The organism is Flavobacterium sp. 5 (assembly GCF_002813295.1).
GTDB lineage: Bacteria > Bacteroidota > Bacteroidia > Flavobacteriales > Flavobacteriaceae > Flavobacterium.
Window position 1 is genome coordinate 1,407,007 of record NZ_PHUE01000001.1, and the last position, 19,997, is coordinate 1,427,003.

The following is a 19,997-nucleotide window of genomic DNA, read 5'->3' on the forward strand; positions in this document are numbered from 1 at the left end:
TTTATTATTTCAAAAACTCAATAATACTATCCGTTATGAACATAATTTGTTCATCATCCAATTCAGTATGCATTGGCAAAGCAATAACTTCTTTCACCAATTGATTTGTTATTGGAAAATCTTCTTCTTTGTAACGAGAATCCAAATACGCTTTTTGCGAATGCAATGGAATCGGATAATAAATAGCACAAGGAATTCCTTTGTTTAACAAATGTTGCATCAACGCATCTCTATCGGCATCAATAATTCTCAATACATATTGATGAAAAACGTGGTCATCTCCATTTAAATCAAATTCTGGAGTAACAATGTTTTTGTTACCTTCAAAAGCTGAATTATATTTTGACGCAGCTAAACGACGTGCTGCATTGTATTCATTCAAGAAAGGTAATTTAGCATTCAAAACACCCGCTTGAATACTGTCTAATCTAGAATTAACACCAACAACATCATGATGATAACGTTCGTACATTCCGTGATTTACAATACCTCTAATTTTGTGAGCCAAAGCATCATCATTTGTGAAAATAGCCCCACCATCACCGTAACATCCTAAATTTTTAGAAGGAAAAAAAGAAGTCGAACTCACATGACCAATAACCCCAGCTTTCTTTTTAGTTCCGTCAGCAAATGTATAGTTAGCACCGATCGCTTGGGCATTATCTTCAATTACATAAAGGTTATGTTCTTTGGCAATTGTCATAATCTCCTCCATATTCGCAGCACGTCCAAATAGATGTACTGGGACAATCGCTTTAGTTTTTGGTGTAATCGCTTTTCTAATCGCTTCAATAGAAATATTCATATTTGCCACATCAACATCTACTAAAACAGGTGTCAATTGTAACAAAGCAATAACTTCAACCGTAGCTGCAAAAGTAAAATCGGCAGTAATCACCTCATCACCTGGCTTCAAATCTAATCCCATCATTGCAATTTGCAAAGCATCTGTTCCATTTGCACATGGAATTACATGCTTAACATCCAGGTATGTTTCAAGGTCTTTTTGAAATTGGTGAACTTGCGGTCCATTAATATAAGTATTGGTATCCAAAACTTCTTGAATCGAAGCATTTACAGTAGCTGCAATTTTATCGTATTGACTTTTTAAGTCAACCATTTGTATTTTTTTCATGTATTCTTTTTTAGCATCCTATCTCTTAACAGGAACAATTAATAGAAGTAAACCTGCTTCAATACCAAATTTTATCACAATTCAGTACCTCTTAAACAAGCAGCACAAAAATAGTTATTTAATGAGTTTAAAGCAATCAAAATAACACAAAGAAAATGTATTTTTACAAAAAAATCACAGATGCATTTTCTTTACAATTTAATCATACAAATTACTCAATTTTTAGTAAAAATCATTGCTCTTTTTAGTCCAAAAATGAAACTTTTTGTAGACGGAAGAAAAGATGTCTTTACAATTTTAATGCAAAAAATAGATTCAAAAGACCAAACTATCTGGTTTCATGCTGCTTCATTAGGCGAATATGAACAAGGGTTGCCTGTAATTGAAAAAATCAAAGAAAAATACCCAAACCACAAAATCATCATAACCTTTTTTTCACCATCCGGATATGAAGTACGCAAAAACAATACTGTTGCAGACGTAACTGTTTATCTTCCATTAGACACACCAAAAAACGCAAAACAATTTTTAAAACTGGTGCACCCAGAACTAGTTTTCTTTATCAAATATGAATTCTGGATCAACTATCTTGATCAACTTCAAAAACAAAATATTCCAACTTACTTAATTTCGGGAATTTTTAGAGAAAAACAATTATTTTTCAAATGGTATGGTGGCTTTTACAGAAAAGCTCTGAACACTTTTACACACTTTTTTGTTCAAAATGAGAACTCTGAAAAATTAATAAAACAATTAGGCAAAACTAACGTAACCGTTTCCGGAGATACAAGATTTGACAGAGTTGTTACAATACTAGAAAAAGACAATACTCTAGATTTTATTTCAGAATTTAAAAACAACAAAACAACAATTGTAATAGGAAGTTCCTGGCCTAAAGATGAAACACTACTGGTAGATTACATCAACTCAAACCCACAGGAAGTAAAATTTATTATTGCTCCACACAACATTAAACCTGAACAAATTCAACAATTACAAAACAGCTTTACTAAAGAAACAGTTTTATTTTCAGAAAAAGAGAACAAAGATTTATCACAATACAAAGTCTTTATTATTGACACTATTGGCATATTGACAAAAATATACAGCTATGGAGACATCGCTTATGTGGGCGGTGGTTTTGGAAATCCAGGCGTACACAACCTTTTAGAACCTGCTACTTTTGGAATTCCGATAGTAATTGGCCCAAATTTTTCTCATTTTGATGAAGCAACAAAACTGGTAAACAGCAAAGGCTGTCTCTCTATAAAAAACCTCAAAGAACTAGAAAGTGCTTTTTCAATCCTAATACAAAATACAGAAATAAGACATCAAAAAGGAAAAATTTGCAGCGAATTTGTACAAAAAAACAAGGGAGCTACAGACTATATTTTAGCACAAATTACTCACAAAAAAAGTTCGTAAATTACATTTTAATTGTGCTAAAAATCAATTTAAAAAAGAATCACAAAACCTTATGAAATGTGAGAATCTTTTAAAAATTATAATTTTTTACTTATTTTTTATTTGACAAATAAAAAAGCTAACGTCCTGATAGAAAATTATTTTAAAAAAATAAATGAAAAAATATTTTACATATTAAAAATTTTATATCTTTGCCACGAATTAATAATTAACCTTTATATTAAATTAAGATGAAAAAAGTATTTTTAAGTTTAGCTGTTGTTGCTGTATTAACTGTTGTATCATGTAAAAAAGCTGATGCTCCTGCAGAAGAAACTGTAGCTGCTGACACTACTGCTGTTGCTGCTGACACTACTGCTGTAGTTGCTGACACTACTGCTGTTGTTGCTGATACTACTGCTGCTGCACCTGCTGCTCCAGCTGCTGAAGCTCCAGCTGCTAAGTAATTTTAAATTACACTAGAAAAAAATAAGCTGCATTAAATGCAGCTTTTTTTATGGAATAATTTTACAAAAAAAATACCACCTCTTACGTAGTAGTGGTCGGAAGAAATTCCGGCCACTTATGTTTTAAAGACTTTTGAAGGATCTCCACCTGCCAACGTTATCATTATTGCAGTAATAAGTTCTCTAAGTTCCAAAACAAATCTTCTTTTAGCGGTTTTATAACCAATATTATTTGCTTTTTTATATATAAGGATAAGCATTGCTACAATTAAAGTCATATAAACCATTACTTCTATTCCATTTTTGCTGAGTGAAACAAGATGACTAAAATTGAGTTCTTGTTTGATAAATCTAAAAAAAACTTCAATATCCCATCTTTTCCTGTAATAATCAGCAACTTCTTTAGCAGTAAGTTGAAAATCATTAGTAATAAACCAAAAAACTTTTTCGGGATTTTGTTTGTTTTTCACAACCACTAGCCTGAATTGATTATCGACTTTTTCTTGGCGATGATGTGTGTTCCCTCGCTTGTTTTTTATTGGAACACCTGTGTAAAGGTTGACAATACTGTCTTGAATTAAGATATTTTCTCCAATATCTAAATCCTGATTTTCCAGAATCAAAGACCGTATTTCTTGATGTTTTCGGTTTTCCTTAGACCTGATAACAAATTTGATATTCTTTTTATCAAAGTCTTTCATAGTTCGGGTGGATTGAATACCTCTGTCGATAATGTAAATATTGCTATGTTCAGTATCTTTTTTTACTTGATTTAAAATAGCTTCGGGAAGAGCATTATCTTCTGCTGAATATCTTTGAGCATTAAATATCTCAACACCAGAAGGAAGAATTCCGTCAAAGGAAACACTATATTTTATAAGTTTTTTACCGCTTTTTTGATCAATACCTTCTTTGAGTTTTCCAGCAGCTTCTGCAACAATGGTACTATCTACCCGAATTAAATTATACTTGCCTCTTTCTAACTGATTGTAACTCTCAGAAAAACGATCATACATACATTCAAAAATTTCTTTGAAATAACTCGCATCAATCTTCGAGAGTCTCTCTGAAATTGAACTTCTTCGGATAGTTTCTGATTCATCCAAGTTAAATATAGATTTAAAACCTGAATAGTTAAAGGTGTCTTCCAATGTTCGTTGGCTGAGCTTTTCGTTATCCATTATAGAATATAAAAGCAGATAAAATACTTTTTTGCCATGAAGAACTTTTGAATAATGATCTACTTTAGTACTGGTGGAAAGATGGGATAAGAGAGCCTCTGGAATGAAGCCTAATAACTCTTTAACGGATACTTTGTGGTCTTTAAAATTTGCCATAGATTACTGATTTACCAGTAATAAATATACGTAAAATCAATACTATAAACAAGAAAAATCTCGTTAAATAAATAATTAAAAACAAAAAAAGTCGGAAGATTTTCTTCCGACCATGACTACCTCTTACGAGATGGTATTTTTTTTACTCTTTTATCATTTTAAAAAATCAATCCAAAAAAATTAAGTCATTATCTGAAAAATCTAAAATTTCAGAAATTGAAGCATACTTGACAATTTCATCAATTCCCTTCTGAACCCTTAATTCTGTTGTATATTTTCTACTTAAAGCAAAAGGCGCTCCATCCAACAACAACTTAAAAAAATATTTTCCACCTGCCGATCTATACTTCTCAAAAGTCGCCAAGCTAATATTACTTTTAAAATACTCAATCGCTTCTTCAGATTCAAATTTAAGTTCATACTTCATACTCGTGAAAATCACTTTCCCTTTTCTTGAAGTAAATACAAATTTATATTGATTATCGAATCTTTTACTAATTACAAAAGCCCCCATTTGATTTTAGAATTTAGATTATCGATTAAAACAGCAGACAAACCACTAACACCCAAAAAATAGCCAACATATATCAATAAAAAAAGCTCCAAACATTGTTTGAAGCTTTCTTGTACTCAGAGCGGGACTTGAACCCGCACGAACATTGCTGTTCACTGGATTTTAAGTCCAGCGTGTCTACCAATTTCACCATCCGAGCATTATATGGTTTTGAGCGAAAAACGGGGCTCGAACCCGCGACCTCGACCTTGGCAAGGTCGCGCTCTACCAACTGAGCTATTTTCGCATTTCAATTCTTAAAAGAACCGCAATATTTGTTTCATATTGCGGTTGCAAATTTAGAACTTTTATTCAATTACACAAGAATTTTTTTGAAAAAAAACAAAGATAAAATTTAACGTTCTGACAACGATAACTTTAAATCTGAAAAAATTATTTCCTTGTCAACATTCTTTTAATTTCATTGAGTTTCATTAAGGCTTCAACAGGAGTAATCGCATTTATATCCAGATTAACAATCTCTTCTTTAATCTCCTCCAGTAATGGATCATCTAAATTAAAGAAACTCATCTGTATTTCATCATTGACAGACTTCACGCCATTTAAAACCTCACTTGAATGATTTTTCTCTAATTTTTTAAGCATCTTTTGAGCTCTTGAAATTACAAGTTGCGGCATTCCCGCCATTTTAGCAACATGGATTCCAAAACTATGTGCACTCCCTCCTTTTACCAATTTTCTAATAAAAAGCACAGTGTCTTTTAATTCTTTCACAGAAACATTGTAATTCTGAATACGAGACATCGACTCAGTCATTTCATTTAATTCATGGTAATGCGTTGCAAATAATGTCTTTGCTTTAGATGGATGTTCATGTAAAAACTCGGCAATAGCCCAGGCAATGGAAATTCCGTCATAGGTACTCGTTCCTCTTCCAATTTCATCTAACAGAACTAAACTACGATCGGATATATTATTCAAGATAGAAGCCGTTTCATTCATTTCGACCATAAAAGTAGATTCACCCATCGAAATATTATCTGAAGCTCCTACTCTGGTAAATATTTTATCTACAATTCCCATTCTTACGCTTTCAGCAGGAACAAAACTCCCCATTTGAGCTAAGAGTACAATCAAAGCTGTTTGACGTAAAATAGCCGACTTTCCAGACATATTCGGACCCGTAATCATAATCAATTGCTGAGTCTCTCTATCCAAGAAAACATCATTGGTTATATAAGGAACTCCCACTGGCAATTGTTTTTCAATTACAGGATGCCTTCCTTCTTTTATTTCAAGTTCAAAAGTTTCATCAATTTCCGGACAAACATATTTGTTCTCGATTGCCAATTGGGTAAAACAACACAAACAATCCAATTGTGCAACCAAATTTGCATTCATTTGAACCGGCTTGATATAAGTTGCCACCCAACTCACTAATTGTTCAAATAAATCACTTTCAATTTTTTGAATTTTCTCTTCAGCACCAAGAATTTTAGTTTCATATTCTTTTAGTTCTTCGGTAATGTATCGTTCAGCATTTACCAATGTTTGCTTTCTAATCCATTCCGTTGGAACCTTATCTTTATGTGTATTTCGAACTTCTATATAATATCCAAAAACATTATTGAATGATATTTTCAAAGATGAAATACCAGTGCGTTCTGATTCTCTTTTTTCGATTCCTTCCAAAAACTGTTTTCCAGAAGTTGAAATCGCACGCAAATCATCTAATTCGTCATTTATACCTTTTGCAATAGCATTACCTTTTGAAATTGCTACAGGAGCATCCTGATTTAAAGTTAATAGTATTTTTTCACGTAATAAATCACAACTATGCAAACTATCACCAATTACTTTAACAGCTTCTTGTGGACTAGACAAAGCCAATGTCTTAATTGGAATAATAGCATCTAATGAATCTTTCAGATATACAACTTCACGTGGAGAAACTTTCCCTGTTGCAATTTTGGAAATCAAACGCTCCAAATCTGAAATTTGTTTGATTTGATTCTGAATATTTTTTAAAATGTCTTGATTTTCTTTTAAATAAGAAACCACTTGATGACGGCTTTTTATTTTATTAGCATCTTTTAATGGCAATGCCAACCATCGTTTCAACAAACGCCCACCCATTGGCGAAAGCGTTTTATCAATTACATCTAATAATGTAACAGCATTAGGATTATAACTATGATACAATTCTAAATTTCGAATCGTAAATCGATCCATCCAAACATAAGCATCCTCAGCAATACGTTGAATAGCTGTAATATGCTGCACTCGATTGTGTTGTGTTTCCGATAAATAATATAAAATTGCACCCGAAGCGATTATTCCTTCTCTCAACTCTTCGATTCCAAATCCTTTTAAAGAGACAGTTTGAAAATGCTTTGTTAAAGTTTCAACAGCATAATCTTCTTTGAAAATCCAGTCTTCTAAATAGAAATTATGAAAATCTTCTCCGAAAGTTTCACGGAATTCGCTTTTATTATTTTTTGGCACCAACACTTCACTTGGATTGAAATTTTGAAGCAGTTTATCAATATACTCAGCATTTCCCTGAGCCGTTAGAAACTCACCCGTAGAAACATCTAAAAAGGAAATTCCTATTGTTTTTTTATCAAAATAAATGGCGGCAAGAAAATTATTTGTTTTAGAATGCAAAACCTCATCATTCATAGAAACTCCTGGTGTAACAAGTTCAGTCACCCCACGTTTTACAATCGTTTTAGTCATTTTTGGATCTTCCAATTGATCGCAAATAGCAACACGAAGCCCAGCTTTAACTAATTTTGGCAAATACGTATTGATAGAATGATGTGGAAAACCAGCAAGAGCTGTCTCTGTCTCGGAGCCTGCTCCTCTTTTAGTTAATGTAATCCCTAAAATCTTTGAAGCCCGAATTGCATCTTCTCCAAAAGTTTCATAAAAATCCCCAACACGGAATAGCAAACAAGCATCAGGATATTTCCTTTTGATTTCGTTGTACTGCTTCATTAATGGAGTCTCTTTAACTATCTTATCTTTTGCTGCCAAAATTGTTATATTTGAATGAATAAAAAACTCAGCGAATTTATAATTTTATACCGCAAAAAACTAAAATGAAAAAAATTAAATTACTTTTAAGAAAATTTTAGAGCTCTATTTTGTTAATTTGTATAAATTTGTGAAGTAATTTAAAAAAACTATGAGAAAAATATTTTTATTAGCTATGCTAACCGTTTTAGGAACAACGTTTTCTAATGCTCAAGAAACCTCTAAAAAGAGCAAAAAAGCAAAAACAACTACAGTTGCTGCTTTACCAAAAGTAGAAGGTGCAGGAATGGTTTTTGAAAACGAAACGATTGATTATGGAACTATAGCTCACAACGCTGAGCCAAACCGTCAGTTTGTATTTACTAACAATGGTAACAAACCATTAATTATCACAAATACACAAGGATCTTGTGGATGTACTGTACCAACTACACCAAAAGAACCAATTGCTCCAGGAGCAAAAGGAGTTATTGGAGTAAGATACGCAACAGACAGAGTTGGTCCATTTACAAAAACTGTTACTGTAACTTCAAATGCTGAAGGACAACCAACTAAAACACTTACAATTAAAGGTACTGTTTTGCCAGATGCTGCACCAGCTGCAACAAAAAGCTAATATTTTTTTTTTACAAAATATAAAAAAAGGCTTCCTGATTTTAGGAAGCCTTTTTTATAAAACATTATTCCCACAATGAGAAAACTTGAGAACAGCGAACTAGAAAGAAAATCAATTGATGATTTTAAAAAATCAGAAAAAACTCCTTTAATTTTAGTTTTGGATGACATTCGCAGTTTGCACAATATTGGATCTGTTTTTAGGACTGCAGATGCTTTTTTGATTGAAAAAATAATTCTGTGTGGTATTACAGCAACTCCACCTAATAAAGAAATTCACAAAACCGCATTAGGTGCAACCGAAACTGTAACTTGGGAACACCACGAAAGTGTATTAGAAGTAATTTCAAATCTAAAAAAAGAAAAAATTGTTACTCTCGCTATTGAACAAGTCGAAAGCGCTGTTTTTCTTCAAGATTTCAAAGTAACTAAAAATCAAAAATATGCTTTAATATTTGGAAATGAAGTATATGGAGTAGCGCAAGAAGCAGTAGCTTTATGTGATGGTTGCATAGAAATACCCCAATTAGGAACCAAACATTCTTTGAATATTTCAGTAAGCGCAGGAATTGTGGTTTGGGATTTATTTAAAAAAATTAAGCTTAATTTATAACTTTTGCAAAAATTATCGTTTTTTTCTACATAAAACTAATTTACAATGTTTATTTTGCAGTACTCTATTTTTTTTATAAAATAGTTATGAAAATTTTACGTTGCTATGAAAAAATCGATTTTATTTTTTTTACTACTATCCAATTTTCTTGGATTCGCACAATATACTGCAATCCCAGATCTAAATTTTGAAAAAGCATTAATCGATTTAGGTATTGATAGTGGCGTCACTGATGGTAAGGTATTAACAGCTAGTGTAAGTGGATTAACTAGCTTGGATGTTTCTGGCAAAAACATCACTAATTTAGCTGGAATTCAGGATTTTGTTGCTTTGAAAATCTTACATTGTACATCAAATCAATTAGTATCGTTAAATATTAGTGAAAATACATCCTTAAGAATACTATATTGTGATTTAAATCAATTAACATCATTAGATACAAGTAACAACACAGTATTGTTTACACTTCATTGTGAGTCCAATCGATTAGCGGCATTAAATTTAAGTGAAAACACAGAATTAACAGATTTGATTTGTTCTTCAAATCAATTAACATCATTAGATATTGCTAATCAAAAGAAATTATGGTACTTGGGCTGTTCTTCAAATAGATTAACATCATTAGATATTAGTGAAAATACAGCATTATGGTCTTTATCTTGTGATTCAAATAAATTAACTACATTAGATATAAGTGTAAACACAGAACTAGAGGCTTTGTATTGTTTTTCAAATCAATTAACCTCATTAGATATAAATAATCAAATGAAATTGAAGTATTTTGATTGCTCTTCTAATCAACTAACCTCTCTTGATACCAGTAAAAACAAGGATTTATGGAATTTTTCCTGCGCTTCAAATCAGTTGAGTTATTTAAATATAAAGAATGGTAATAATTCAAATTTTAACACTATCTCCTTTTTAAGCAACCCAAAACTTACTTGTATCCTAGTTGATGATGCCACATATTCTAATACAAAATGGGTTGATAAAAAAGATGCTTCAGCTATTTTTTCTGAAAGTAACTGTACTTTAATTACTAATACAGCTCCTTCAATAACCGCTACAGGTAACCAATCATACTGTCCTATGACTAGCATCAACATAGTAACCGATGTTGAAATTACAGATCCAGATAATTTAGGATCTACAACTGTTAGCGTTCAAATTTCCTCTGGATATGTAAAAGGAGAGGATTTACTAAGTCTTAACAATGCATTATCACATCCTACTATTAAAAGTAGTTGGAATACTAATGAAGGTAAATTAACTCTAACCAGTATAACTGGAAATCCAATGCCTTATAGTGATTTTGAAAATGCTATAAAAAACGTTCAATTTAACAGTTCATCACTATCACCTAGTGGCGTACGAAACTTCTCCATTAGTATAGGCACAGGACAACTAAGTTACCTACCTAGAAACCAACATTATTATGAATATGTTGCTAACTTAGGAATAACTTGGACTAATGCAAGAGCTGCTGCAGAATTAAAAACATATTATGGACTTAAAGGTTATCTAGCGACCATTACTGCCGCAGATGAATCTCAACTCGCAGGAAAACAAGCCCCTGGAGCTGGATGGATAGGCGGAACCGATTCAGAAACTGAAGGAACTTGGAAATGGGTAACTGGTCCGGAAGCTGGAACTATTTTCTGGAATGGTCTTGCCAATGGATCAACACCAAATTTTGCTTTTTGGAATTCAGGCGAACCCAATCAAGCAGGCGATGAAGATTACGCTCACATTACTGCCCCGGGAGTAGGAGTAGCGGGATCTTGGAATGACTTAGCCGATGCAGGAAATCCAACCGGAGATTATCAACCCAAAGGATATATTGTAGAATATGGAGGAACGCCAGGAGATCCTGTTTTACAGCTATCGGCTAGTACAACTATAACAATTGCAAGTATATCAAACTATACAGCCGCATCAAGATGCGATGCTGGAACAGTTACACTTCAAGCAAAAGCTACAATGGGAATCATTAACTGGTATGATGCCTTGACGGGTGGTAACTACATGGGAGCTGGCACTAGTTTCACAACTCCTAATATAACTTCTACAACTCCTTTTTATGCGGAAACTGTTACGGCGGGCTGTACTTCTACAAGAACAGCTGTAGAAGCTAAAATAATTAACACACCAACAATTACAAGTATTAACACAACTTTGACCAACTGCGGGCCTGGAGTTTTCACATTAAAAGCCACCCCCACCGAAGGATCAATAAATTGGTATTCACAAAATGGAGGATCTATTGTAGGAACTGGATTATCCTACACAACTCCAAATATTTCCACCAATACTACCTATTATGCAGAAGCCGTTAATAATGGATGCATCAATAGTACAAAAAGTACTGTTGACTTAATTGTTTATCCGCTCCCTATAGTAAATAATGAATCTACTACGAAGTGTGTTTTACAAACCATTACTTTAGATGCTGGCATTCCTAATCTGACTTACAAATGGTCAACAGGTGCAATAACACAAACTATAGATGTAGTACAAAAAGGAACTTATACAGTTCTAGTAACAAGTCTTGTTCCCGAAAGCTGCACAAATAAAAAAACAATCGAAGTAATCGAAAATAATATTCCTGAAATAAAAAACATTCTAGTAGACGAAACAACTGTTACTATAGAACTAGTAAAAAGCGAAAATTATTTTGAGTACTCAATTGACAATATTACCTATCAAAGCTCTAATGTATTTACAAATGTATCAAGTGGATTACACATGGCTTATGTTCGAGATACAAATCTTTGCAGTGAGGACAATAAACCATTTATAGTAATTATTGTTCCAAAATATTTCACTCCAAATAATGATGGCTATAATGACTTTTGGGAAGTAAAAGGCTTATTAAATTATCCGTTATCTGAAGTAACTATTTTTGATCGTTATGGAAAATTAATCACCCAACTTAATAGTTCAAACCATAGTTGGGATGGCACTTTTAATAAACAACAATTACCTGCGACTGATTATTGGTATGTTATAAAATTAGACAAGAACAGCCCTGAATTCAAAGGTCACTTTTCTTTGAAAAGATAATACTAGACAGTATTTTTTAGTTGAATTTTATTTAAAACAAAAAGATAATCCTCTTGATTGCTTACAAAATCACGATCGGAAACATCAATAACCAAAACATTTAAATCGGTTTGGTTTTTGATATATTCCAAGTATCCTTTATTTATTTTTTCTAAATATTCTGCGGTAATATCTTGCTCGTAACTCCTGCCACGATTTTTTATATTTTGCAATAAACGATCTGTATTTTGATAAAGATAAATATACAAATCAGGCTTTGGCATTTCTTTATAAATTATATCAAAAAGGGTACGATATAAACGAAATTCATCAACTTCTAAAGTAATTTTAGAAAATAATAACGATTTAAAAATATGATAATCAGCAATAATAAAATCTTTAAACAAATCAAATTGCGATAAATCATCTGACAATTGCTGATACCTATCCGCTAAGAAAGACATCTCTAATGAAAAAGCATACCGACTTTGATCTTCATAGAATTTAGGCAAAAAAGGGTTATCTGCAAAACGTTCTAAAACAGTTTTAGCATTAAAATCCTGAGCCAATTTTAGAGCCAATGTTGATTTACCTGCACCAATATTTCCTTCAATAGCAATATAATTATACTGATTTAATCGAATAGAATTTAAAGGATTAATTAATTCTTGAACTACTTCACAAGAACTATCATCGGTTGTTATCTGAATTAACTCTGGAATTGTTTTTTTCAAAATAGGATGTACCCAATCTAAATTTAAATCCTGAAAAGGCAACAAAACAAATTTCCTGTTTTGCATCAACGGATGTGGAACTTGAAGATGTTCAACATCAATAATTTCAGAATCAAAAGCGATCAAATCAATATCAATAATTCTGGATTGATATCCTGCATTTTCATTGCGAATACGCCCAAGTTTTTTTTCAACTATTAAAACTTCTTCCAAAATTTGCTCAGAAGTTTTGGTAGTATGCAAAACCAAAGCACAATTATAGAATGCTTCACTTTCAAATCCCCAAGAAGGCGTTTCATATAAATTAGAAACTTTAATAATAGTTCCAATTTCCTGATGAATCAACTCCAAGCACAATTCGATGTTTGTCAACCGATTGCCTTGATTACTTCCTAGAGATAAAATGACTTGATGCTGTAATTCCATATTAACCACAAATTAAGTAAAAGAATTTTAGAATAACAGTATATTTGCTGACAGTGTTGCAATTTATTTTTATTCATAACTGTAACAAATCAACACTTTTAAATACTTATCTATAAAATAGAATTTATGAGATTTTTAGGAAACGTAATAGCTACCATCATTGGTATTTTTGTTTTTTTTATGTTGTTTTTCTTTGGAATAGTACTAATCAGTGCGCTTTTTGGAGGCGAGTCTGAAGGTATTGAAGTCAAAAGCAATTCAGTTATCGAATTGAACTTGGAAAACATATCAAATGATTATGCCGGAAAATATAAAGATCCGTGGATTGACATCTTTTCAGAGAAAAAAAGTGTTGGCCTTACAGATATTATTAATGCCATTACTGCTGCAAAAACAGATAGTGACATTGAAGGAATATCAATTTTAAACCAAAATTCCTCTTTAGGATTAGCTCAAAGCAAAGAACTTAGAGAAGCTTTGAATGATTTCAAAAAATCAGGAAAGTTTGTTATGGCCTATGCTAATGATTATTCACAAAAAGATTATTATTTAAACTCTGTTGCTAATACAATTTACTTAAATCCAGCTGGAGACCTTGACTTTAAAGGATTATCGACTGAGGTTATGTTCTTTAAAGATCTTCAAGAAAAATCAGGAATAAAAATGGAAGTTATACGTCACGGAAAATACAAAAGTGCCGTTGAACCTTTCCTTGAAAACAAAATGAGTGATGCCAATAGAGAGCAAACGACTGCTTTGTTAAATTCAGTTTGGAGTTCTGTACTTACTGATATTTCGACAAGCCGCCATATACCTGTTACTCGCTTAAACGAAATTGCAACAGGCTTATTAGCACGCACTCCCGAAATGGCAAAAGCAAATAAACTTATCGACGTTGTTGCTTATGAAGATGTTTATCATAACGCTATCAAAAAAGCTTTGAATGTAACCACTGATGAGGATTATAATAAAGTATCAATATCCGATTATGCTCAAAAAATAGCAACAACTTCAATACTTTCAGAAACAGATAATCAAATTGCTGTAATCTATGCTCAAGGAGAAATTCAAAGTGGCGAGGGTGATGTCGATGTAATTGGTGAAGGATCTATGCGTCGTTCATTCCAAGAAGCTAGAAAAAACAAAGACATCAAAGCCATTGTTCTTCGTGTAGATAGTCCAGGAGGAAGTGCTTTGACATCTGATTTAATTTGGAGAGAAATTGAATTAACTAAAAAAGTAAAACCTGTTGTGGTTTCCATGGGGAATTATGCAGCTTCTGGAGGATATTATATTTCATGTAATGCTAATACCATTTTTGCCGAAAAAAATACCATTACGGGATCTATCGGAGTTTTTGGAGTTTTACCAAACTTTAGCCAGTTGTCAAGCAAAATTGGAATCAATACAGAACAAGTAACCACAAATGAAAATGCCAACTACAGTCCGTTTGTACCTTTAAATGAAAAATTCAAAAATGTAACTCTAGAAGGAATCGAACGCGTATATAAAACATTTGTAACACATGTTGCCGAAGGCAGAAAAATGACTTTTGCACAAGTAGATTCAATTGCACAAGGTCGCGTTTGGACAGGTACAGAAGCTAAGAGAATTGGTTTGGTTGATAAAATTGGAAATCTAAATGATGCTATAAAAGAAGCGGCTTCATTAGCTAAAATAAAAGACTACTCAACTCAAAACTTCCCTGAATACGAAAAAGATTTTGCAGATGTATTTGCAAAACTTCCTTTTGCAAAATCAAAAGAAGCGTTAATCAAAGAGGAAATCGGAGAACAAAACTACTTCCTTCTACAACAAATTAAGAAAGTACAACTCCAGAAAGGAATCCAAGCAAGAATGCCTTTTGAAATTTCGATACAGTAATTTTTTAAAAGATAATAAATCCCAAACCCTTTCCGTTTTGAACTGAAAGGGTTTCTTTTTATAAATTTAATAGAACACCTAATTAATAAACGCTTATTTTTGTAAATAATAACCCAAATTATTAAACCTATATGCTAAAGAAAATTTTAAAAATCGTTGGAATTGTATTGATTGTACTTGCAGCTTCCTTATTCGCAATTCCGTATTTCTTTAAAGACCAAATAAAAGCAAAAATCACTGAGGCCATCAACGAAAAAGTAGATGCCAAAGTTTCTTTTGCGGATGCTGATTTAAGTCTATTCAAAAACTTTCCAAAAGCTACAGTAACTCTTGACCAGTTATTAATTATTAATAAAGCTCCTTTTGAAGGAGACACACTGGTTTCTTTAGGAGAATTGAATTTAAAAATGTCAATCAAAGAATTGTTTAAAGGAAAAGATGAAGCAATGCAGATTGAAGGAATAACTTCAAAAAATGGTTTCATCAATATTATCTTTAATAAAGATGGAATTGGGAATTTTGACATTGCCTTAAAAGACAATAAACCTAAAGAGGATGATACCAAAAGCAAACCATTATCATTAAAAATTCAGAAGTATCAAATTGAAAACTTCAAGTTTCAATACTTCGATGAAACCTCTCAAATGCGAATGGTTATTGATAGTTTAAACCATGAAGGCACTGGTGATTTCAGCGGTTCAAAATTAGACTTAGATACTAAATCTACTGCCAAAGTATCATTTGATATGGGCAAAATCAATTATATGAAGAATGTTTCCTTATCATTGGATGCCGTTTTAGGAATTGATTTAGACAAAAGCAAATACACTTTTAAAGAAAATAAAGCATTAATCAATCAATTGCCATTGGAATTTGATGGTTTTATACAAATGGTTGAAACTGGACAAGTATATGATTTGAAATTCAAAACACCAACATCCTCATTCAAGAACTTTTTAGGATTGATTCCTTCTGCTTATTCTTCAAGTTTAGAAGGTGTAAAAACTACTGGAGATTTTACAGTTAAAGGTTTTGCTAAAGGAATGCTTACCGATACTACTATTCCAAAATTTAGCATTGCAATTGCTTCCAATAACGGTTCTTTTCAATATCCGAACTTCCCAAAATCGGTTCAAAGTATTGTTATTGATACAAAAATCGTAAATGAAACGGGTGTCATGAATGACACTTATGTGAATCTAGATAAACTTTCTTTTAGAATCGATCAAGATGTTTTTGATGCTAAAGCCAATATAAGAAACATCAGTACTAATGCATTGGTCGATGCAGCTTTGAAAGGAACTATTAATTTAGCTAATTTGTCTAAAGCATATCCTGTAAAACTGGAAAAGCCACTTACTGGAATCTTGAAAGCTAATGTTACTACCAAATTCGATATGGCTTCGGTAGAAAAAAGTCAGTACCAAAACATAAATAATGCAGGAACTATTGGTTTAACTGGATTTAATTATGATGATGGTAACGGTAAAAACATGAACATAAGCAATGCTTTGGTACAATTTAACCCTAGTCAGGTAAATCTAAAACAATTTAATGCCAAAACTGGAAAAAGTGACATCAGTGTTACGGGTGTTTTGGATAATTTTTATGGTTTTATGTTTAGAAAACAAGAGCTGAAAGGAAATTTCAACATGTCTTCTAATCAACTTGTTGTTAGTGATTTTATGACAACAAGTACAGCTCCAACTACTACGGGAACAACCGAAACTAAAGCGCCTGCAAAAACTACTAAAGCAGAACCATTAAAAATTCCTGCTTTCTTAAATTGCACACTTACTGCAAAAGCCAATACTGTTTTGTATGACAACCTTACATTAAAAGCTGTTTCGGGTAAAATGATTATCAAAGATGAGAAGGCTTCATTGGTAGATGTAAAAACATCGATTTTTGGAGGGACAATTGGTGCGAATGGATCGGTTTCTACAAAAGGAAAGACTCCAGTTTTTGACATGAATCTTAATTTAAACCAAGTGGATATTCAACAAAGTTTCACTCAATTGGAAATGTTGAAAAAAATAGCTCCATTGGCTGGTGTTGTAAATGGAAAAATAAATACTACTATTAAACTGAATGGAAATCTGAATGCTACTGAAATGACTCCTGATCTAAATTCACTTTCGGGAGATTTGATTGGGCAATTGCTTTCTACTACTATCAATTCTAACAATTCTACTTTATTAAAAGCGTTGACTTCTAATTTGAAATTTATTGATTTAAGTAAAGTTAATCTTAATGATATAAAAGCTGCTTTGACTTTTAAAGATGGTAAAGTGAATGTAAAACCATTTGATATCAAATATCAAGATATCAAAGCAACAATTGGTGGAACGCATGGTTTTGACCAAAGTATGGATTACAACATTAAGTTTAATGTTCCTGCCAAATATTTAGGTAAAGAAGCTAATGCTTTTATCGCTAAAATGTCTCCTGCTGATGCTGCTAAATTTGACAATATTCCAGTTACCGCATTAATGACTGGTAACTTTAGTAATCCTAAGGTTTCTACAGATATGAAAACAGTGATGACTAACCTGACTATGCAATTGGCCAAACAACAGTCGGATAAATTAGTTAAAAAAGGATCTGCAGAATTAGACAAATTACTAAGCGGCAGTAAAAAAACGGAGACTGATACTACTAAAACTGCTACTCAAAAAGAAGATATTAAAAAGAAAGCCGGTGATTTATTGAATGGTTTATTTAAGAAGAAGAAACCAGCAGAACCTGCTCCTGCATCAAATAATTAAAATATGAAAGCCGTCTCACATTACAATTGGAGACGGCTTTTTTTATTTAACAGTTTAAATTATTTACTTGTTGTCTTTCTCTTCCGTTTCTGTGAATACTAAGTCAATGGGTTCCCATAGCTCTATTTTGTTTCCTTCGGAGTCCATGATGTGGACAAATTTACCGTATTCGACGGCTTCAATTTCATCGAGGATGGTTACTCCGTTTGCTTTTAGGTTATTTACAAGAGCTTCGATGTTTTGGACTCTGTAATTGATCATGAATTCCTTTTTGGATGGTTTGAAATATTCGCTTCCGTTTTTAAAGGGGCTCCACTGGAGGTAATTTATTTCGTCGGGGTTGTTTGTGTTTCTGGATTCAAAGGTAGACCCCCATTCATTGACATCAAATCCTAAGTTTTTGGCGTACCATTCTCTGGTTTCGGATGGGTTGTCTGAGAAGAAGAAGATTCCGCCAATTCCTGTGACTTTTGGAATTACATCTTTTGGCGAAACTGTATTCTCTGTTTTATTTTTTGAGTCTTCCATACTTTTTGTCTTTTATTTGTTTATTCGTTTTTTGACTTATGAGTGTGAGTTTTCGACAGGGGAATACTAAGTTATGTAAATTATTGTTTGTGTTTCTTTATTTCTTTTTCTAATTATTTCTTGGAAGTAGTTGCTATTATAAATGCTGGAGGTTTATTTCTTTTTGCGGAAGAAAGAATTCTAAATGCGGAAGCCTCATTTCCTTTTGTGGAAGCAATATTTCTAATCGCGGGAGGGAGAATTCTTTTAAAGAGGTTAAGACTTATTATTGCTAGTAATGTAACTCTATATTATCGTTATGGAAGGATAGCCGTTTAGCGGGTTACACTCAGGAAAGAATTCGTTCGGGAACCAAGGAAGATTTATTTGACTGTATTACTTGCTTTACTATATCGATTTATTCTCAAAATATTCTTGTGTCCTCGTTTTGCGTGAGGGATAGTAATGGAAAGCCCGCAGACAAGTGTAGCGATAGCGGAACTTGTTGAGGACTTGTAATAAATAGCCCGACAGCCACAAAGAAAAAGGGCTATACTCGTAAAGTAGATAGCCCATTTTCTTTGTGGGTGACACGCCCAAACTCTAATGTTTTTTTTTTATATGTTAATTGAAACTACATATCCTTCGAAGCTTCGGACATTGAAAACGGTACCGTCTTCAAAAATGAGGTATTGTCCTTTGATTCCCGTTAGCTTTCCTTGAAAATGAGGTGTTTTGTCTAGACTTAAACTGGCTATTTTTTTGGGATAATTTAGAACTGGGAAATGCATTTCGTATAGGTCATTTTTATCTAAATGGTAGTATTTATGAACTTCGGTTGGAATGAGGCTTTCTACTTTTAATTTTTCGGCAATTAAATCGATAGGTACCACATCGTTTTGAAGCATTTTGCGCCAATTGGTTTTATCTGCATAATGATTTTTTAGGGCTACCTCGGTGATTCCTGCTAGATATCGATTGGGTACTTCGACAATGGATATTGCTTGAGTTGCTCCTTGGTCTATCCATCGGGTTGGCATTTGGGTTTTGCGGGTCACTCCTACTTTGACCTCACTGGATAAGGCCAAATAGACGATGTGAGGTTGCAATTGTACTTTTTGTTCGTAGTCTAAATCACGGTCGGCAATGCCAAGGTGTGCGGTACTTAATTCGGGTTTCATGATCCAATCGCCCACCGCAGGACTTGAATAGAAACAATCGTAACAGAATCCTTGACGGAATATTTTTTTCTTTTTACCGCAATTCAAACATTGATATCCTTCAAAATTAATTTCTACATCTTTGTTTAAAAGTTGATTCATGTTTAAAAAACTGTTTTCGAAAACCAAATAATATTGGATTGGATTTCCGAATTCGGTTTGCATTTTAGAAAGTACTCCTTGGTATGTCATTTATAGTAAAGTTTCGGATTTAACGTATCTAGTTAAACAAATTTTGTTATTTTTGGTAAAGTTAGCATTACTATTCCATAACTCATAACCTTACTTTAAA

Annotated in this window: 14 protein-coding genes and 2 tRNA genes; 7 read left to right on the forward strand and 9 right to left on the reverse strand. The window is 32.6% G+C overall.

Features of this window, described 5'->3' with window-relative positions; all coding sequences use genetic code 11:
* Positions 1-4: 4 nt before the first annotated feature.
* Complete coding sequence (locus CLU82_RS05845; protein WP_100842204.1) at positions 5-1,135, reverse strand: DegT/DnrJ/EryC1/StrS aminotransferase family protein; 1,131 nt, start codon at positions 1,133-1,135, stop codon at positions 5-7.
* 180 nt (positions 1,136-1,315) lie between these two features.
* Between CLU82_RS05845 and CLU82_RS05850 the strand changes: the two genes are divergently transcribed.
* Positions 1,316-2,560 carry a 3-deoxy-D-manno-octulosonic acid transferase gene (locus tag CLU82_RS05850; protein WP_100842205.1) on the forward strand — a complete coding sequence of 415 codons (1,245 nt, stop codon included), beginning with the start codon at positions 1,316-1,318 and terminating at the stop codon, positions 2,558-2,560.
* A 230-nt stretch (positions 2,561-2,790) separates the two neighbouring features.
* Complete coding sequence (locus tag CLU82_RS05855) at positions 2,791-3,006, forward strand: hypothetical protein (RefSeq protein WP_100842206.1); 216 nt, start codon at positions 2,791-2,793, stop codon at positions 3,004-3,006.
* Positions 3,007-3,122: 116 nt separating this feature from the next.
* Here CLU82_RS05855 and CLU82_RS05860 read toward each other — a convergent pair whose 3' ends face one another.
* From CLU82_RS05860 to mutS, 5 genes are all read right to left on the reverse strand, one after another.
* Positions 3,123-4,343 (reverse strand): IS4 family transposase, encoded by a 1,221-nt coding sequence (locus tag CLU82_RS05860; RefSeq protein WP_100841957.1) that lies wholly within the window; start codon positions 4,341-4,343, stop codon positions 3,123-3,125.
* 166 nt (positions 4,344-4,509) lie between these two features.
* Positions 4,510-4,857, reverse strand: a complete 348-nt coding sequence (locus tag CLU82_RS05865; protein WP_100842207.1) for a DUF1508 domain-containing protein — start codon at positions 4,855-4,857, stop codon at positions 4,510-4,512.
* A gap of 113 nt (positions 4,858-4,970) precedes the next feature.
* Positions 4,971-5,056: transfer RNA gene (locus CLU82_RS05870), tRNA-Leu, on the reverse strand.
* 14 nt (positions 5,057-5,070) lie between these two features.
* Positions 5,071-5,143: transfer RNA gene (locus tag CLU82_RS05875), tRNA-Gly, on the reverse strand.
* 146 nt (positions 5,144-5,289) lie between these two features.
* Positions 5,290-7,896 carry a DNA mismatch repair protein MutS gene (gene mutS / locus CLU82_RS05880; RefSeq protein WP_198520195.1) on the reverse strand — a complete coding sequence of 869 codons (2,607 nt, stop codon included), beginning with the start codon at positions 7,894-7,896 and terminating at the stop codon, positions 5,290-5,292.
* Positions 7,897-8,047: 151 nt separating this feature from the next.
* Between mutS and CLU82_RS05885 the strand changes: the two genes are divergently transcribed.
* The 3 genes from CLU82_RS05885 to CLU82_RS05895 all read left to right on the forward strand — a co-directional run bounded on the left by CLU82_RS05885 (position 8,048) and on the right by CLU82_RS05895 (position 12,187).
* The gene (locus tag CLU82_RS05885; protein ID WP_100842208.1) at positions 8,048-8,512 is read left to right on the forward strand and encodes a DUF1573 domain-containing protein; all 465 of its coding nucleotides are present in this window, start codon (positions 8,048-8,050) and stop codon (positions 8,510-8,512) included.
* 75 nt (positions 8,513-8,587) lie between these two features.
* Positions 8,588-9,124 carry an RNA methyltransferase gene (locus tag CLU82_RS05890; RefSeq protein WP_100842209.1) on the forward strand — a complete coding sequence of 179 codons (537 nt, stop codon included), beginning with the start codon at positions 8,588-8,590 and terminating at the stop codon, positions 9,122-9,124.
* A gap of 105 nt (positions 9,125-9,229) precedes the next feature.
* Positions 9,230-12,187: a T9SS type B sorting domain-containing protein gene (locus tag CLU82_RS05895; RefSeq protein WP_100842210.1), complete on the forward strand. Its 2,958-nt coding sequence runs from the start codon at positions 9,230-9,232 to the stop codon at positions 12,185-12,187.
* Between the two features lie 2 nt (positions 12,188-12,189).
* On the opposite strand, the gene folK is transcribed toward CLU82_RS05895, so the two are convergent.
* Entirely contained in the window at positions 12,190-13,326 is a 1,137-nt protein-coding gene (gene folK / locus CLU82_RS05900; RefSeq protein WP_100842211.1) for a 2-amino-4-hydroxy-6-hydroxymethyldihydropteridine diphosphokinase, read from the reverse strand.
* Between the two features lie 126 nt (positions 13,327-13,452).
* Between folK and sppA the strand changes: the two genes are divergently transcribed.
* Complete coding sequence (gene sppA / locus CLU82_RS05905; RefSeq protein WP_100842212.1) at positions 13,453-15,210, forward strand: signal peptide peptidase SppA; 1,758 nt, start codon at positions 13,453-13,455, stop codon at positions 15,208-15,210.
* Between the two features lie 131 nt (positions 15,211-15,341).
* On the forward strand, positions 15,342-17,978 hold the full coding sequence (locus CLU82_RS05910) for an AsmA-like C-terminal region-containing protein (RefSeq protein ID WP_100842213.1): 2,637 nt from the start codon (positions 15,342-15,344) through the stop codon (positions 17,976-17,978).
* Between the two features lie 63 nt (positions 17,979-18,041).
* On the opposite strand, the gene CLU82_RS05915 is transcribed toward CLU82_RS05910, so the two are convergent.
* Together CLU82_RS05915 and CLU82_RS05925 are read right to left on the reverse strand one after the other, a co-directional pair.
* Entirely contained in the window at positions 18,042-18,506 is a 465-nt protein-coding gene (locus CLU82_RS05915; RefSeq protein WP_100842214.1) for a VOC family protein, read from the reverse strand.
* 596 nt (positions 18,507-19,102) lie between these two features.
* A complete protein-coding gene (locus CLU82_RS05925) occupies positions 19,103-19,897 on the reverse strand; it encodes a DUF2797 domain-containing protein (RefSeq protein ID WP_100842216.1) in 795 nt (264 codons plus the stop codon).
* Positions 19,898-19,997: the final 100 nt, after the last annotated feature.

Bases quoted from the DNA above. Each gene is read 5' to 3' on its own strand.
- CLU82_RS05845 (WP_100842204.1), bottom strand. From the start codon at position 1,135: ATGAAAAAAATACAAATGGTTGACTTAAAAAGTCAATACGATAAAATT.
- CLU82_RS05850 (WP_100842205.1), top strand. From the start codon at position 1,316: ATGCATTTTCTTTACAATTTAATCATACAAATTACTCAATTTTTAGTA.
- CLU82_RS05855 (WP_100842206.1), top strand. From the start codon at position 2,791: ATGAAAAAAGTATTTTTAAGTTTAGCTGTTGTTGCTGTATTAACTGTT.
- CLU82_RS05860 (WP_100841957.1), bottom strand. From the start codon at position 4,343: ATGGCAAATTTTAAAGACCACAAAGTATCCGTTAAAGAGTTATTAGGC.
- CLU82_RS05865 (WP_100842207.1), bottom strand. From the start codon at position 4,857: ATGGGGGCTTTTGTAATTAGTAAAAGATTCGATAATCAATATAAATTT.
- CLU82_RS05885 (WP_100842208.1), top strand. From the start codon at position 8,048: ATGAGAAAAATATTTTTATTAGCTATGCTAACCGTTTTAGGAACAACG.
- CLU82_RS05890 (WP_100842209.1), top strand. From the start codon at position 8,588: ATGAGAAAACTTGAGAACAGCGAACTAGAAAGAAAATCAATTGATGAT.
- CLU82_RS05895 (WP_100842210.1), top strand. From the start codon at position 9,230: ATGAAAAAATCGATTTTATTTTTTTTACTACTATCCAATTTTCTTGGA.
- folK (WP_100842211.1), bottom strand. From the start codon at position 13,326: ATGGAATTACAGCATCAAGTCATTTTATCTCTAGGAAGTAATCAAGGC.
- sppA (WP_100842212.1), top strand. From the start codon at position 13,453: ATGAGATTTTTAGGAAACGTAATAGCTACCATCATTGGTATTTTTGTT.
- CLU82_RS05910 (WP_100842213.1), top strand. From the start codon at position 15,342: ATGCTAAAGAAAATTTTAAAAATCGTTGGAATTGTATTGATTGTACTT.
- CLU82_RS05915 (WP_100842214.1), bottom strand. From the start codon at position 18,506: ATGGAAGACTCAAAAAATAAAACAGAGAATACAGTTTCGCCAAAAGAT.
- CLU82_RS05925 (WP_100842216.1), bottom strand. From the start codon at position 19,897: ATGACATACCAAGGAGTACTTTCTAAAATGCAAACCGAATTCGGAAAT.